Below are 15,913 nucleotides of genomic sequence, written 5' to 3' on the forward strand. Positions count from 1 at the left end.
GAGTTAGGAATTATGAATCATTCACTCCTAACTCCTGTACAGACGCGATTAATCGCGTCTCTCCTAACTCCTAACAAAAAAAATATGATTGACCAAGAACAAGTTCATAAAGTAGCTAATCTTGCTCGTTTAGAATTGACTCCAGAAGAAGAGGAACAATTCACTACCCAGTTAGGAAATATTTTGGATTATATTGAACAGTTGAATGAACTTGATGTCAGTAATGTGCCCCCAACAACACGGGCAATTGATGTCAGCAACATCACACGAGAGGATGAATTGCAACCCTATCCAGACCGGGAAAGTATCCTCAACAGTGCGCCTGAACAAGAAGGCGAATTTTTCAAAGTGCCAAAAATCCTCAACGCTGAATAGTCAAGCAATTTTGGATTTTGGACTTCGGCTTACCTCGACTTCGCTACTTCGACGCCGCCCAACTCTTAGAGAGGCTGCGCCAACGATGCCGCTACTTCGACTACGCTCAGTACAAGTCAGGACAAGCTCAGTACAAGTCGGTACAAGTCGCTCAGTCGAACGATTTTAGATTTTAGATTGACCCCAGCAATTAAGTCACTTGAAAAGTCAATTAATGCAAGGATTTTGGATAATATAATTATTCTCGCGTTCTAATTCGGGGGCTTCTCTACGAGACGCGCAAGGGACAAACATGCATTAAATAATGGAACGCAAGAATATTCTCTACGAGAGGCTCCGCCAACAATTCCATTTTCCAAAATTTCAAATCTAAAATTAGGTCAAAAGTCAAAAGTCCAGAGTTTTAGATTCTTGACTCTTGACTAATAACTAAGTACAACATTTCATTAATTCGTAGCGAAATAAATTAGGCAAAACTCTGTGTCACTTTGCGTTTACTTTGCGTCCCTCTGCGTTTAAAAACATTACGCTTTTACGCAAAACTGTACTAAGGAGATAATTATGGGTTTGGGAATTCTTAAGAATGGTCAGTGGGTATCTCAAAGAGATCAAGAAGACTCAGAAGGTAAATTTATCCGTCCATCAACAACTTTCCGCAACCAGATTACATCTGATGGTTCTAGTGGTTTGAAAGCTGAAGCAGGGCGCTATCATCTGTATATTTCTTGGGCTTGCCCTTGGGCGTGTCGCACCGCCATTCTCCGCCAATTGAAAGGACTTCAAGATGTCATAGGGTTATCGGTCGTTGCAGCAGAAATTGATCAAAATAGCTGGGAATTTGGCGATGAACCGGGGTGCATTCCCGATACAGTCAACGGTACTCAGTATCTTTGGCAACTTTATCTGAAGGCTGACCCTAACTATAGCGGCCGGGTGACAGTTCCAGTTTTATGGGATATTCAAAATGCGACAATTGTTAATAATGAATCCCGCGAAATCATCCGGATGTTTGATACACAATTCAATGCTTTCGCTAAACAAAATATCAACTTTTATCCAGAAGATTTACAAAAATTAATTGACGAGACGATTGATACAATTTATCAACCAATAAATAATGGTGTCTACCGGGCGGGATTTGCTACCACTCAGTCAGCTTATGATGAAGCGGTAACGGAATTATTCACCGCTCTTGACTACTGGGAAAAAGTATTGGGAAATCAACGCTATCTTTGCGGAAATGAAATTACTGAGGCGGACTGGTGTATGTTCACTACTCTGTTTCGTTTCGATGTAGTTTATTATGTACATTTCAAATGCAACTTACGCAGGATTGTAGATTATCCGAATCTGTGGAATTATCTCAAAGAACTTTACCAACTGCCGGGTGTCAAAGAGACTTGCAATCTTGACCACATCAAACGGCATTATTACAAAAGCCATCCCCAAGTTAACCCAACTCGCATCGTTCCCAAAGGCCCACTGATTGATTTTGATGCACCCCATAACCGCGATAAAATATTTGCTTGATTAATACTGTTGACCTTTAACTGTTTTGTTCGCTTGTCGCGTTATCGTTTCATGAGTATTACATGCAGCCTAGAACTTAGTGGCATTCATCTGGAGTAAAAAATTTAAACGCGTTGATTTTTGCAAAATATACGTGATCCAGTACAAATACTTTAAATCACAGTAATTCGATAAAGTTTAAATAAATCGAATAGTTGATAACAAGCTTTTCCCTTACAGCTAGGTTAAAATTTGGAGCCTCATACTGGCTCTGACATTAGTGACGAAGAAGCGATCGCTTCATGCACGGTTGGTAGAGCAACTGCCACAGAACTGTCTCCACAATGTTTTAGCGATTTCTAGCAAGATTAGGACGTCTTGAAGAGATCATATTGAACTAGCAGTCTCCTTAGCAGCTTCTCGCAGCCGTTCCACATCGCGCATCGGTGGTGCACCAAAGAGCCGCTTGTACTCCCGGTTGAAGTGCGAGGCATCGTCGTACCCCACTCGGTAGGCAGCACTGCTAGCGTCAAGGTTTTCCCCCAGCATCAGACGGCGAGCCTCCTGGAGCCGCAGTTGCTTCTGGAACTGCAAGGGACTCATTGCAGTGACAGACTTGAAGTGATGGTGAAAGCCCGAAACACTCATTCCAAGCTCTCGTGCAATGCTTTCAATCCGAAGCGGCTCCTTAAAGTCTTTACGAAGTCGCTCGACGGCTCTGGCGATGTAGTAAGTGTAGCCACCCAGAACTGCAATATGACGGAGCCGATTACCTTGCTCTCCCATCAGGAGTCGGTAAATGATTTCCCGCTTAATCAGTGGTGCGAGAACATGAGCTTCAGCAGGGGAATCTAGAAGCCTGACGAGCCGCACCACGGCGTCCAACAGATTTGCATCCAACGGACTTACGTCAATGGCTTTCACATCAGCACGGCTGCGCGATGAGGGATACCCTGCCTCGACCATCACTGAGCCCACGAGGGTGGGGTTAAGATCGAGGCGAACGCTAAGGTACGGTTGCTCCTTAGACGCTTCCAGAATTTGGCTGACAATCGGTAGTTCAACCGTAGCAAGCAGATAATGCATTGGGTCGTACTGATAGCGATCGTTGCCCAGAAGAACTTCTTTGCTGCCCTGGGCAATCACACAAAAGGCAGGAACAGAGACACCATGACAGGATTCTGAAGGCGAAGAGGAGCGCTTGAGGTGCAATCCTTTCAGCGGCTCAATCGTCCCATCATTACGGATAGTCTGTGCAATACGCTCAGTCAGTTCGTCTCTGTTGGCTTGCGCTCTGTCTGCCTCGCGCTTTGCCTGCTGGTCGTTCATTAAATCCATATCGGACTTTTCACTGGTTTTGGCAGCGTTCATTTCTAAGTTTGCAGGATTGTACAACGATCTTAGAGGATCGTCTTATTGCTTACCCTTGAAGATTCTTAGAATGAAGCTAAAGCAATGAAAAATGATTCCAGCTTCTTGTAAGCATTCTGGATTTTTATTATTGATACATCGATGATGGATCGCTTCACCGGCGGCACAGTCTACCCGATTGTTCCCGGTCATGAGATCGTCGGTCGTGTCACTCAGGTCGGCTCAGCAGTGACCCAATTCAAACCCGGCGACCTAGTGGGAGTCGGCTGATTGGCAAGTCCGTTAGGCGGAACTCAGTAGTTACTCAACAAAAAGAGGAATAAGATGATTAAAGACAAAGTTGTGATTATTACCGGCGCATCATCAGGGATTGGTGAAGCAAGTGCGAAATTGCTTGCAAGCAAAGGCGCTAAAGTCGTATTAGGCGCGCGACGCAAGCACCAATTGAGACAACTGGTTGATGAAATTCAAAAAGCTGGCGGACAAGCAGTCTATCAAGTGATGGATGTGGTTAACCCATCTGATAACGCTGAGATCGTCAAGCTTGCCAAGGAAACATTTGGAGGCGTCGATGTTATTTTCTTGAACGCTGGCATAATGCCAACTTCTCCACTTTCTGCATTGAAAACTGATGAATGGAATCAAACGGTTGATGCCAATATCAAGGGTGTACTAAATGGTATCGCTGCTGTTTTGCCAACGTTTATTAGCCAAAAGTCTGGGCATGTTATCACAACTTCATCGGTTGCTGGATTAAAAGCTTATCCAGGTGGTGCGGTGTATGGTGGGACGAAATGGTTTGTACGCGATTTTATGGAAGTTCTACGCATGGAGTCTGCTCAAGAGGGGACTAACATTCGGGCTGCGACAATTTACCCTGCCGCAATTAACACTGAGTTGTTGGATATGATTACTGACCAAGATGTGGCTGAAAAAATGACAGAGTTGTATAAGCAATATGGCATCTCACCAGATCGAGTAGCCAATGTTGTGGCGTTTGCGATTGACCAGCCAGAAGACACAAACGTGAACGAATTTACGATTGGACCAACCACGCAGCCTTGGTAAGGATTGTGCTGGCGGTGCTGCTCTTCATCCTCCTCAACGTCTTCTATCTCTGGCCTCGATGGGGTCACAGAAGTGCTTCGTTCCGCATCGACGATCTTCCCTGTGAGCAGCGATCGCAGCGAAGGCGACTTACAACGGCGGGAGCGATCGACGGCGAACAATATCAGTTCCACATCAACGGAGAAAAACAATGCAAAACCGCAAACTTGGCAACAGTAATCTGGAAGTCTCGGCTATCGGGCTTGGCTGCATGGGAATGAGTTTTTCTTATGGCCCGCCCAAAGACACGCAGGAGATGACCGCTCTTCTGGGGGCCGCCGTCGAACGCGGCGTTACATTCTTTGACACCGCCGAGGTCTACGGTCCGTTCTTGAACGAAGAGCTTGTGGGCGAAGCCCTCGCTCCTTTGCGTGGGCAAGTGGTCATTGCCACTAAATTCGGATTCGACCTCAGTCCTAATTCCGATCCCCGTGGGATGAAGGGTGCGCCAGGATTGGATAGTCGCCCAGAGCAGATCAAGCGGGCCGTGGAGGGGTCGCTCAAGCGACTCAAGGTCGAGACAATCGACCTGCTCTATCAGCACCGGGTTGACCCGAATGTGCCGATCGAAGACGTGGCAGGAGCAGTGAAGGAACTGATTCAGCAAGGTAAGGTTAAGCACTTTGGACTCTCTGAAGCAGGAGTGCAAACGATTCGTCGCGCGCACGCGGTTCAGCCGGTCACTGCTCTCTAGAGTGAATACTCGCTGTGGACAAGGACTCCTGAGAAGGAAGTGATACCGACCCTTGAGGAACTCGGAATCGGCTTTGTCCCGTATAGTCCGCTGGGCAAGGGCTTTCTCACTGGCAAGATGGACGAAAGCACGACCTTCGACAGCTCTGACTTCCGCAGCACCCTGCCTCGCTTCACGCCGGAGGCTCTGAAGGCGAATCAGGCTCTGATTAATCTGCTCGGCAGCATCGCAGAACAGAAGCAGGCGACACCGGCTCAAATTGCGCTTACTTGGCTGCTGGCCCAAAAGCCGTGGATTGTTCCGATCCCAGGCACTACAAAGCTGCATCGCTTGGACGAAAATATCGGGGCAGTCTCAGTCGAACTCACGCCCGACGATCTGCGTGACATCGATGACGCCGCCTCCAAGATCGCAGTGCAAGGGGCTAGATACCCCGAAAAGCTGGAGCAAATGACCGGTCGCTAAACGGCGAAAAATATGTTCTCTCGTTTACATTTTGGTCACCGTAGCAGACTACGTACGCCAGACAAACGACTGGTGCAGCAATACCGTCGAGTGGATGGAAAAGGTCACTCGCTTCTCTACGAGACGCCAAGGGCGAACGCTCGAATTAAAAATTAAAAATTCTAAGCCCACGACTTAAGTCGTGGGCTTGGAACAAGGATGCCTTGCACTTCGCGCTGCGCGTCTGGCTGCAATTCTTTTTTAAAGTAAGCTCTGTATCCCACGACCAAAGTTTCTACTTAATTTTCCATTTTTAATTAGACATTTTTAATTTTTAATTGTTTTGTCAGCGATGAACAATACAAGACCTGATTAAGCGCAGAATAAAAGGAAAATAATCATGAGCAAAGTCTGGTTTATCACAGGTGCCGGCAGCGGCATTGCAGGCTGGTAACCGCGTCATCGCGATCAGAAGAAATAAATCTCGACAAAGTGCGAAATGCCTACCGTGACGTTTCGAGCGAGAACATTACGTTTGTCCGATTGGACATTGCCAACGAGGTACAGGCGAAGGCGGCCGTCGAGGAGGCGGTGAAGCAGTTCGGCCACATCGATGTCCTGGTCAACAATGCAAGGCATCGGGGAGAGTGCGCGATCGCGTGGGTATGATTAGTCTACCTCACTTAAATCAAAAGTGCTTTGACCTCTCCCCGGTCTAAAGACCTACGGTGTACACACAAGTATTTTTGAACCTGCAATGCGATTGTATCCACTGACAATGCCAATGCACACCCTACGTTATCTAGCAACTCTAAAAGACTTGTGTATACACGCTAGCCTAAAAGAGGAGAGGCATCACCCTACAAAACTAGGTTTTTTAGGACTTGTCTGTACACGGTAGATTCCCTAGTAGGAAAGGGGGCTGGGGGTTAGGTTTCGCCTTAGCTTTTTCACATGACGTTAAAAGTCAGGTAAATTGATAATATTGAGTCTACTTTTTTTGTGCAACTGGCTGCACGCGCAAACCCTCTGTCTCATCAACCGTAGGAGTGGCAATCAGCGATTCATTTCCTGTCAGACCTGATGTAATTTCGACTTCAGTACCATAATCTCGCCCAACGACAACTTTTTGATAATGCACTGTTTGGTCTTTGGTTAGAGTTGCTACCTGCGTACCTCCGGCGTTAACGACTAAGGCACTATCTGGCACAACAAAGGGAGTATTAGTGCGGTTAATGGCAAATTTAACAGTGGCATACATCCCAGGTCGCAGCGTCGCGTTGTAATTCTCCACTTCTAATTGTGTCAGCAAAGTGCGAGTATTTGGATCTATAGCGTTGCTAGTACGCACTACTTTACCCGTAAACGCTCGTTGTGGTAACTCTTTGACTGTAATTTCTGCTGTTTGACCAGTCTGAAATGACGGTGATAAACTCTGTGGAACATTCACATTCACGTCTAACTTGTCATAAGCAGCAATGGTATAAAGGCTGGTATTGCTAGTGTTGGTGTTGCTGGTATTGGTGTTACTACTAGTATTGCTGGTGCCACTACCTGCTGAAATTAAAACACCTGTATTTACGTTACGTGCGGTAATCACCCCTGCAAAGGGAGCAGTAACTTTCTTATAAGACTGTAATACGGTATTACGCTGGAAGTTTGCTTGACTTGCATAAACGTTAGCTTGTGCTGCTTTGACGTTAGCAGAGTCAGAATTGATAGTATTTTTTGCTGCCTCAACGTTCGCAAGATTAGCCTGATATGTGGCATATCTTGTATCTGCATCTTGTTGAGGTACTGCACCTTGCTTGACAAGAACACTCCAGCGCTGCCAACTCTGACGTGCGATCAATAGATTAGCCTGGGCTTGCTTCAAATCAGAAACACCTTTAGCTAAACTAGCACGACTTTGAAGGACGTTGGCTTGTGCTTGTGCTAACTCTGCCTTCGCTTGCAAAACTTGCTGATCTATGTCTGGTGAATCAATTTCTGCTAATAATTGACCTGCCTGCACGCGATCGCCAATGTCTGCGTACCACCGCCGCAAATACCCAGTACTGCGAGCGTAGATGGTCGTTTGGTTAAGGGCTACAACACTGCCAGGTAGTTCCAAATTGGTAGTAGCAGCAGCGCGACGAGGAGTGATAATGTTGACTGAGGTTAAGGTGCTTGCTTCCTTGACTGCTGCTTGTAATTCTGACCTTTGGCTTAACCGAGGCAGAATACCTATGGCTAGTAGGCTACCAAAAAAAACAGCACCAATTACAGCCCAACCAATTCGACCGATGCCGCGCCTTTTTCTAGAAGTCGTTTGTTGTTGAGAATCAGGAGATGCAGGAGGCTGAGAATCCATAGTTAAGCTATCCCAATATTATCTTATTTGCAGAAATTCAGCAGCTAGAGTCATTACGATCATTGGCTTTGGCAATTTTGAACAATGAAATTGCTTACTCCTTGCCTTGGGATGATGACAACGAGTATGCAGTCTGTGGATCTGAGAAATTTAAATCGTCATCATCCTGATCAATAGGACGAGGTTGTTTACGCCGTAACATGCTGTATACAACTGGTACAAAGATGAGTGTCGCAACTGTTGCAGCTGACAAGCCGCCAATTACAGCGCGACCCAAGGGTGCATTCTGCTCACCACCTTCACCAAGACCGAGAGACATTGGCACCATACCAATGAGCATGGCTAAGGCAGTCATTAATACAGGACGCAACCGCGTGTGACCCGCCGCTTGCGCTGCTTTATAGGCATTTTGCCCTTCTAGACGCTGGTCATTAGCAAAAGTAATCAGTAGAATACTGTTTGATGTCGCCACACCTATACTCATAATTGCACCCATTAACGAAGGAACGCTGAAAGTGGTGCGGGTGACAAACAGCATCCAGACAATACCAGCTAAAGCACTTGGCAGTGCCATCATAATAATCAGGGGATCAAGCCAAGATTGGAAGTTCACCACCATTAAGCAGTAAACCAGCACAATTGCAAATACAAGTCCGAAACCAAGTCCCAGGAACGAAGAGTTCATCGTTTGCACTTGCCCGCGGACATTTATCTGACTACCGTGAGGCAATTTTTTCTTATAATCAGCGATGATTCGATCTACATCGCGGGCAACTCCCCCCAGATCGCGATCGGAGGAGTTAGCGTAGATATCGAAAACTGGCTGAATGTTGTAGTGATTTACAACTTGCATCACTGTGTCGCGTCTGACACTAGCCAAATTACCTAAAAGTTGGGGTGCAGTTTGACCGTTACTAACTGGGGTATTTTTCAGGCTGTCAATAGAGTCAATTTTGTACTGGGGAACTTGTACAGCAAGGGTGTAACTAACGCCTTTTTTGGGATCGAGCCATTGGTTAATTGCAGCTTGACCGCTTGAACTTAAGGAAGTGAGAACGCTATTGGCAACATCACGCTGCGTCATACCCAGTTGTTGAGCCTCGGTGCGATCTACATCAAGACGTAACTCTGGCGCATCGACAACTTGCTGCATGTGTACATCTACAGTACCAGGAATCAGCGTCATCTTTGCTTCAATTTCTTTGGCAATTTTAAAGTTGGCCTTTGAGTTTTGCAGAGGCCCAGATATTTGCACGTCAACAGCAGCAGGCAAACCGAAATTCAGAATTTGAGTAACAATATCAGCCGGTTCAAAAAAGAAGGTGTAATTGGGAAATGTCGCTTTCAATTTCTGGCGGAGTTGCTTGACATAAGAAAAAGTTGAACCAGATTCTTTTAGGGACACAAGAATGTCAGCATCAGCCGGCCCAATTGTAGCACCGTTGTAGCCGTATGTAAGGTTAATGCCACTGTTGGGTAAACCGATGTTATCCAGAATCTTCGAGAGATTTTCTTTCGGTACAGTCTGGCGGATAACGCCTTCGACTTGGCTGACAATTCTTTCTGTCTCTTCCAAACGAGTACCAGGTAAGGCTCGAACATGCAGGCTAAACTGACCACCATCGACTTCAGGGAAAAAATCTTGACCGACGAACGGCAACAAAACTCCTGCACTTATTATAAAAGCACCAAACAGCACAAAGACTATGCGGCGGTGATTTAGTGCTGAGGTCAGGACATCGTAGTACCAACTGCGAAATTTCTCAAATTGTCGGTTAAACTTTTCGTGTAGCCGCCATATCCAATCTTTCTTAACAGGTTCGGCAGTTTTTGTTGTTGCTTCTTGCGTTTGGTGGTGGTTGTCGTGACCATTATTGTTTTGGACTGGCGAATGGGTGTGGTGGTAGTCGCGACTATCATGGATTTCGACTAGTGAATGGGTGTGGCGATCGCCATGACCATTATTGTTTTGGACTGGCGAATCTATATGATGATCGCCATGACCATTATTGTTTTGGACTGGTGAATCTATATTATGGCGATCGCCATGACCATTATGATCCTCACTTTCTCTATGCAAGTGCGCTTCATGTGGTAGGAAATAATTTGCCATCGTCGGTACTACAGTCCGAGATAGCACATAAGAAGCAAGCATGGCAAATACTACCGCCATCGCTAGCGGGACAAACAGGTACTTTGCCACTCCACTCAAAAACACAACTGGCACAAAGACAATACAAATACATAATGTTGCTACAAGTGCTGGAGTTGCGATTTGCTGCGCTCCATCTAAGATTGCTCGCTTGATTGGTTTACCTTGTCCGAGATTTCGATGGATATTTTCAATTTCTACTGTGGCATCATCTACGAGAATACCGACAGCTAAGGACAAACCACCCAAAGTCATAATGTTGAAAGTTTGCCCCAAACGACTCATCACAATAATCGAAACCAGCATCGAGAGGGGAATCGATACGGCTACAATGACAGTGCTGCGCCAACTTCCTAAGAAAATCAAAATCATCAGCGCGGTGAGACACCCGGCAATCAATCCTTCTTTGAGAACGCCTTGAATCGAAGCTTTAACAAATACAGATTGATCGAACAAAAAGGCTAAATTCAGTCCTGGGGGTAAAGTGGATTGGATGCGAGGCAAAGCTTTTTTCACCCGATCAATCACATCAATAGTTGAGGCATTACCACTCTTGAGAATACTCAGTAAGCTTGAGCGCCTGCCATTTTCACGTACTATGTTCGCTTGCACAGCAAAGCCATCCCGTACCTGCGCGACATCGCGAATGTAAGTCACATTACCATTGACTTGCTTAATCGGCAAGTCGTTGAGGGCTGCTACTACATCTGGACTATTGTTGATTTGTACGGCGAAGTCGCGAGCGCCTATCTTCATATTGCCTGCGGGCAAGACTAGGTTTTGGGCACTGACAGCATTAGTCACGTCTTGGGCAGAAACACCTTTAGCCAACATCGCTTCGGGATCGATATCAACCATAATTTGCCGAGGTTTACCACCATAGGGCAAAGGTACACTCGCCCCTTGGACTGTTGCTAACTGGGTGCGGACAAAGTTGGTAGCATAGTCATTGAGCGCTTGTTCCGGCAAGTTTTTGCTGCTGACACTCATCTGGATAATCGGCACGCTAGAAGCGTTGTATTGAATGATGAATGGCGGCGTGATCCCGGGTGGCAAAGGACGGAGAATTGTTTGGCTGACAGAGGTGATTTGAGCGACGGCTGAGGCTATATTGACGCTCGGTTGGAAAAAAACCTTGACAACACTAACACCACTTAAAGATTGAGACTCAATGTGTTCGATGTCCCCAACAGTTGTTGTCATGGCACGTTCGCTAATTGTCACGATTCGCTGTGCCATTTCCTCAGATGTCGTACCAGTATAAGTCCAAACTATACTGACAACCGGGATGTTGATTGCGGGAAAAATGTCAACCGCTGTGCCAAATATCGTTACTACACCCAGGATCACAATCATCAAGGCAGCGATCGCGAATGTATACGGAAGACGTAAAGCAATTTTGACGATCCACATGCAATTTCCTTTTAAATGGGTTTAGCGCTCTATCATCACTATTGCGAGAGAATAATTTAGAATCCTTCTTACAAGTGCCCTTTGTCAAAAGCCACAATTTTGTGCATTGTATTAGAAAATAAAAACTCAAACCCATTTCTTATCTTGTATTAAAAATGGCATCTTATTTTTCGTTTTCTAGGGTGATGAAACAGAGTTAGATATATAAAAATCTACTGAAGATATCGTAAATAAATGTAACGCGTTTTCTCCTTTGTGACCCACGTCACCAGTCATAGATGCTATTAACGAAATATTTCTTAACATTAAACAAACAGGTGTTGGGTCAATCCGGTTCGGTTAAGCTTTAAGCAGTATTGAGTACAGAGAACATGAGTGTTTCAATTTTGGCTCCTATTCCTTTGTGTATCAGTTTCTTGAAAGGAAATTTAGCTCTAGTTTTTTTACTGCTGGCGGGTTATATTACACACACTTTACGATTCTTTTCTTCGCAACGCTGCACGAACGCAAGAGCGTCTTGTAGAGTTGGAGTGTGCTTCATTCGCAATTGACTTTTAACGATTTTAGTAAATTTGCTTGCATTGGGATGCTCCCCAGATGCAAGCCTGTAAAGATAGCCCAATAAAAGGGCTGCTGAATATAATTAACTTGTGAGAGAGGTCTTTGTGAGCTTCTACGGTTATAACAGAAGCCGACATTAGGATACACTGACTTTTGAATACACCGGAAGTTTATCAGTGACTTTATTTGTCGCTGCTAGTGACTTTCTGCCTAGTGTCCCTCGCTTTTTGCTGTATGAAACTTACTCCAATCTACGGCAAGTCTCCCTCAAGAAGGTTTCTTAGCATCTAAAACGACTCCCACTGTTTTGAGGCTATAGCTTTAAAATATTTACAAGCTTAACTTACGAATTAGCTCTCTCTAGAAAAATACCGTTTTTGCTATCTAAGCTGACATTCTACCTGTTTCTATCCAAATTTTTGTAGCTTGACAAATCAGCTGATTCATTAATATTAAGCCTGTTTTACTATTTAGTTTCTTACCCGTGACCTATTAGACAGTTAGAGTGTTCATTTTACTTTGTTCAATAGCTTTTAGCCCTTATCGCTCCCATGCTCACCCATCACCGCAAGCCCGTGTGCTTATCACTTATTTCCACTGACCTACCAATCTGGTCTGTTGTGGAAACTGCCGCGACATTGTATCAAAAGGATACTAATAGATTCCATTTGCTGTTAACTGCACCGCCCCTAATTAGCTGCGAAGTAGAGAGTGTCGCAAGTCCAGAGGACACACTTGCTCAAAGTAAGAGCAAAGCTTATACCCCTAACAGTCCCAGAATTTTGTGGCTGGAGATTTCCCCTTACCGGGTGATCATGACTATGCAAGGTAACGCTCAAGTGAGTTACCGTCACTTTTGGGAACAGGGCGTTTATGGCATTAGTCGCTATTGGTTGCCAACTGAGTCATTCCAACCTAACAATCCGATTCGTTTACGAAATTTTACTAGTAGCCTAACTCTCAACGGACATCCCTTGCCAGAACATTTGCGTCTGGAATATGAATTGTGGGCAGAAAAAGTCCAACTAGGATGCTACATACTTAATTTGGAAATTAAACACTGATAGTTAGGGGGACTGGGGATTGGGGACTAAGAACATTTTCCAATACCCAATACCCAATACCCAATACCCAATACCTAGTACAGTACGGCATAAATAAGCCACCCATTCCAAATCAACGAAACGCTTATGCTGTATTCATTTTGACTTTTGACTTTTGACTTCTGCCTTGCGGTACTAGTCCCTTTCAGCCAAAATAACTGGGTTGGTTTCTAGGTTTCCATTTAATATTGCAACCAACACTCGGCTTTTGCTCGCTTGTAACAGGTTTACCCGCCAGCGCTGCTTCAATGGCTGCCCGTAAATCTGCGCCTGTTACAGGTTTACCATTACTCGGACGGCTATCATCTAATTGCCCCCGATAAACAAGTTGGCGTTGGTCATCAAATACAAAAAAATCTGGTGTGCAAGCTGCTGTGTAAGCCTTTGCCGTTTCCTGGCTCTCGTCGTAGCATAATGTAAAATTAAACCCTTGTTCTGTAACAAATGCTTGTAACGACTCCGGCGCATCATCTGGGTAATTCTTTGCATCGTTAGCACTGATGGCAACGATCGCTAAATCACCTGTAAAATAATCTTTTCCTAACTGCCCTAATTCTTTTTGGACGTGCTTTACAAATGGGCAATGCCGACAAATAAACATTACCAACAGCACTTTTTTGTCTGCAAAGGTGGAAAGTGAAGTTGCCTTTCCAAATACTACTTCCGGTAGATCAAAATCTGGTGCTTTCGTGCCTAGCGGCAACATAGTTGAAGCAGTTAAAGCCATAATTTACCTGATAACTTTATGCTGATAACTAACGGCTTTTGCTATCAGTATATTTTACTTTACCACTAAGTTTTCCATAAATTAAGAGACGGTAAATTTACCGTCTCTTAATTTATATTGAGAGTTATGTTACAGGAATCAGTTTTTACAGACTTGTCAAAACACCAACGATACCGTGTCCTGTGAATACTTCTAATGCTATCAGAGAGACAAAACCAATCATTGCTAAACGACCGTTGAGCAGTTCTGCAAAAGGAGTGAAGCCTGTGTGATCGCCTTGCTCATCTATATAAACCTTTGGCTCAATCGCAAAGTTGTTCAGTTTGCCTTGGTCGTCAATTCTAGCAGTGTTTGTACGCATGGATTTTTCCCTGTCTTCTCTTTATGTAAATAAGTGTAACAAAGATATTAACATTTGTAAAGCAAATGCAGTGATTTATAAAATATTGGCTGTGTATTAAATAAACTCCCAAAACCTAACCTTCGATGAAACCACTAGCAATGTTAGATTTAAGTTATGATAAAAGATTGTTAACTTTTCTATTTTTAGCCAATCATGACAGCAACGGGTAAGGCAACCCAATTCGAGTACAAAGCACTGCACAAGCCGAACCAGCTTATTTATGGTTTAGGTCAGACGGCAGTGATTACAGGATGGACAGTAAAGCAGGCGATCGCTAAACACCTACAACCCGAAGATTATGCTGTAATTGGGCAACTATACTCGCCGACCCGTGGGATAAACTTACTAATTCGCAATTTGCTGTTGAATCCCCACGTCCGCTATTTAGTTGTTCTCAACGCTACGAAGGAAGACAAGAATGCAGGCGGATGTCAGTGCCTGCTGGACTTTTTCCGCAATGGTTTTGAAGAAGGTTCGAGTGACGACACTGGACGGCATTGTTGGATAATTCGCTCTACTATTCTTAGTTATATTGATATTGATATTGATATTAATGCCCTAGAAAAATTACGACAGTCCGTAGACTGCAAAGAAGCCAAATCAATTGCTGATGGAGTTAATCAAGTTAAATCCTATGCCGAACGGGAAGTAATTGAGCCGTGGGGTAAACCGTTAAAGTTTGATATGTCAACTATCGAATCAACTGTTTTACCAGGGCCACTCTATGGCCACCGAGTAGAAGGCAAGACTATAGCTGAAACTTGGGTAAAAATTATTCACCGCATTAAAACAACAGGCACGATTCGCCCTACGCTTCATGATGGACAATGGCAAGAACTGATTGACTTAATGGCAATTGTCACTTCGGAGCCAGATAACTTCCATTTTCCAGAACCAAATTACTTGCCATTTGATCACTCTTCCATCAATGCTTATACCTCGTCAATTTTAGATGATGTTTCTTACAGTGAAGAAGGAGTAAAGTACACATATGGTCAACGCCTGCGTTCAGGGTTTGATGAAATTGACCAAATTAAGGCAGTAATTAAAAAACTTTCAGATAATATTGATTCAGCTAGGGTAGTGATGTCCTTGTGGGATGTGCGTAATGACCTCCTCTTAAACGATAGTCCACCTTGCCTTAATCACATTTGGATACGAGTTGTTGATCATGAACTATCTTTAACAGCAACTTTCCGCAGTAATGATATGTTTTCAGCATGGCCTGCCAATGCTATGGGGTTAAGAGCTTTGCAAAAACATATTTGGGATGAAGTGACTAAACAATCAAGGCATCAGCTGAAAATGGGACCATTAATTACTATTAGCCAGAGTGCCCATATTTATGATGACTGTTTTGAAAATGCTGATCAGCTGATTCAACATCAGTACCCCAAAATTTTTAAGCAAAAGGATTACATCGATCCTTCAGGTAACTTTATGATCAATGTACAAGATGGCATGATTTTAGTAGAACACACAACGTCTGGCTCTGGAGAAGTAGTTAATTGTTATTCAGGTAAATCTGCAAGTCAAGTTTATGGGCAAATAGCAGCTGATTGTCCAGGTTTACAAGTAGAACATGCAATGTACTTGGGAGCGGAGTTGCAAAAAGCAGAAGTTGTTTTGTCAATAAGCCAAGGTCTAATTTATGAACAAGATAAGCCATTAAAAACCCATTTGATTTCAAAGTAAATTCAA

General features: G+C 44.3%; 13 protein-coding genes and 1 pseudogene. 9 read left to right on the forward strand and 5 right to left on the reverse strand.

Annotated features, from left to right (window positions below):
- The first annotated feature begins 84 nt into the window (after positions 1-84).
- Both gatC and V7K49_RS31385 read left to right on the forward strand, forming a co-directional pair.
- Positions 85-375 (forward strand): Asp-tRNA(Asn)/Glu-tRNA(Gln) amidotransferase subunit GatC, encoded by a 291-nt coding sequence (gatC, locus tag V7K49_RS31380; RefSeq protein ID WP_273764277.1) that lies wholly within the window; start codon positions 85-87, stop codon positions 373-375.
- 561 nt (positions 376-936) lie between these two features.
- Positions 937-1,905, forward strand: coding sequence for a glutathione S-transferase family protein (locus tag V7K49_RS31385; RefSeq protein WP_334865975.1), 969 nt, complete (start codon positions 937-939; stop codon positions 1,903-1,905).
- A 366-nt stretch (positions 1,906-2,271) separates the two neighbouring features.
- On the opposite strand, the gene V7K49_RS31390 is transcribed toward V7K49_RS31385, so the two are convergent.
- Positions 2,272-3,255: an AraC family transcriptional regulator gene (locus V7K49_RS31390; RefSeq protein ID WP_335209129.1), complete on the reverse strand. Its 984-nt coding sequence runs from the start codon at positions 3,253-3,255 to the stop codon at positions 2,272-2,274.
- A gap of 144 nt (positions 3,256-3,399) precedes the next feature.
- Between V7K49_RS31390 and V7K49_RS31395 the strand changes: the two genes are divergently transcribed.
- The 5 genes and pseudogenes from V7K49_RS31395 to V7K49_RS34835 all read left to right on the forward strand — a co-directional run bounded on the left by V7K49_RS31395 (position 3,400) and on the right by V7K49_RS34835 (position 6,169).
- Positions 3,400-3,525, forward strand: a complete 126-nt coding sequence (locus tag V7K49_RS31395) for an alcohol dehydrogenase catalytic domain-containing protein (protein ID WP_335209225.1) — start codon at positions 3,400-3,402, stop codon at positions 3,523-3,525.
- A gap of 54 nt (positions 3,526-3,579) precedes the next feature.
- Positions 3,580-4,323, forward strand: a complete 744-nt coding sequence (locus V7K49_RS31400; protein ID WP_335209131.1) for an SDR family oxidoreductase — start codon at positions 3,580-3,582, stop codon at positions 4,321-4,323.
- The gene (locus tag V7K49_RS31405) at positions 4,317-4,583 is read left to right on the forward strand and encodes a hypothetical protein (protein ID WP_334865969.1); all 267 of its coding nucleotides are present in this window, start codon (positions 4,317-4,319) and stop codon (positions 4,581-4,583) included. Before V7K49_RS31400 ends, V7K49_RS31405 begins: the two co-directional genes overlap by 7 nt.
- Positions 4,584-4,618: 35 nt before the next feature.
- A pseudogene (locus tag V7K49_RS31410) lies at positions 4,619-5,521 on the forward strand (aldo/keto reductase).
- A 456-nt stretch (positions 5,522-5,977) separates the two neighbouring features.
- The gene (locus tag V7K49_RS34835) at positions 5,978-6,169 is read left to right on the forward strand and encodes an SDR family NAD(P)-dependent oxidoreductase (protein ID WP_442948713.1); all 192 of its coding nucleotides are present in this window, start codon (positions 5,978-5,980) and stop codon (positions 6,167-6,169) included.
- Between the two features lie 322 nt (positions 6,170-6,491).
- Here V7K49_RS34835 and V7K49_RS31415 read toward each other — a convergent pair whose 3' ends face one another.
- Positions 6,492-7,853 (reverse strand): efflux RND transporter periplasmic adaptor subunit, encoded by a 1,362-nt coding sequence (locus tag V7K49_RS31415; RefSeq protein WP_335209132.1) that lies wholly within the window; start codon positions 7,851-7,853, stop codon positions 6,492-6,494.
- Positions 7,854-7,947: 94 nt separating this feature from the next.
- On the reverse strand, positions 7,948-11,418 hold the full coding sequence (locus V7K49_RS31420) for an efflux RND transporter permease subunit (protein WP_335209133.1): 3,471 nt from the start codon (positions 11,416-11,418) through the stop codon (positions 7,948-7,950).
- 1,112 nt (positions 11,419-12,530) lie between these two features.
- On the opposite strand from V7K49_RS31420, the gene V7K49_RS31425 reads away from it, so the two are divergent.
- Positions 12,531-13,043, forward strand: a complete 513-nt coding sequence (locus V7K49_RS31425) for a hypothetical protein (protein WP_334865961.1) — start codon at positions 12,531-12,533, stop codon at positions 13,041-13,043.
- A 184-nt stretch (positions 13,044-13,227) separates the two neighbouring features.
- On the opposite strand, the gene V7K49_RS31430 is transcribed toward V7K49_RS31425, so the two are convergent.
- A complete protein-coding gene (locus V7K49_RS31430; RefSeq protein WP_335209135.1) occupies positions 13,228-13,809 on the reverse strand; it encodes a thioredoxin family protein in 582 nt (193 codons plus the stop codon).
- Positions 13,810-13,954: 145 nt separating this feature from the next.
- The gene (locus tag V7K49_RS31435) at positions 13,955-14,170 is read right to left on the reverse strand and encodes a high light inducible protein (RefSeq protein ID WP_335209136.1); all 216 of its coding nucleotides are present in this window, start codon (positions 14,168-14,170) and stop codon (positions 13,955-13,957) included.
- A 195-nt stretch (positions 14,171-14,365) separates the two neighbouring features.
- Between V7K49_RS31435 and V7K49_RS31440 the strand changes: the two genes are divergently transcribed.
- Positions 14,366-15,907, forward strand: coding sequence for a thymidylate synthase (locus tag V7K49_RS31440; protein ID WP_335209137.1), 1,542 nt, complete (start codon positions 14,366-14,368; stop codon positions 15,905-15,907).
- Positions 15,908-15,913: the final 6 nt, after the last annotated feature.

This window comes from Nostoc sp., assembly GCF_036919675.1.
In the GTDB taxonomy this organism is placed as follows: domain Bacteria; phylum Cyanobacteriota; class Cyanobacteriia; order Cyanobacteriales; family Nostocaceae; genus Nostoc.

What these genes read in the sequence shown, in the direction of transcription:
- gatC (WP_273764277.1), top strand. Translation starts at nt 85, where the DNA reads ATGATTGACCAAGAACAAGTTCATAAAGTAGCTAATCTTGCTCGTTTA.
- V7K49_RS31385 (WP_334865975.1), top strand. Translation starts at nt 937, where the DNA reads ATGGGTTTGGGAATTCTTAAGAATGGTCAGTGGGTATCTCAAAGAGAT.
- V7K49_RS31390 (WP_335209129.1), bottom strand. Translation starts at nt 3,255, where the DNA reads ATGAACGCTGCCAAAACCAGTGAAAAGTCCGATATGGATTTAATGAAC.
- V7K49_RS31395 (WP_335209225.1), top strand. Translation starts at nt 3,400, where the DNA reads ATGGATCGCTTCACCGGCGGCACAGTCTACCCGATTGTTCCCGGTCAT.
- V7K49_RS31400 (WP_335209131.1), top strand. Translation starts at nt 3,580, where the DNA reads ATGATTAAAGACAAAGTTGTGATTATTACCGGCGCATCATCAGGGATT.
- V7K49_RS31415 (WP_335209132.1), bottom strand. Translation starts at nt 7,853, where the DNA reads ATGGATTCTCAGCCTCCTGCATCTCCTGATTCTCAACAACAAACGACT.
- V7K49_RS31420 (WP_335209133.1), bottom strand. Translation starts at nt 11,418, where the DNA reads ATGTGGATCGTCAAAATTGCTTTACGTCTTCCGTATACATTCGCGATC.
- V7K49_RS31425 (WP_334865961.1), top strand. Translation starts at nt 12,531, where the DNA reads ATGCTCACCCATCACCGCAAGCCCGTGTGCTTATCACTTATTTCCACT.
- V7K49_RS31430 (WP_335209135.1), bottom strand. Translation starts at nt 13,809, where the DNA reads ATGGCTTTAACTGCTTCAACTATGTTGCCGCTAGGCACGAAAGCACCA.
- V7K49_RS31435 (WP_335209136.1), bottom strand. Translation starts at nt 14,170, where the DNA reads ATGCGTACAAACACTGCTAGAATTGACGACCAAGGCAAACTGAACAAC.
- V7K49_RS31440 (WP_335209137.1), top strand. Translation starts at nt 14,366, where the DNA reads ATGACAGCAACGGGTAAGGCAACCCAATTCGAGTACAAAGCACTGCAC.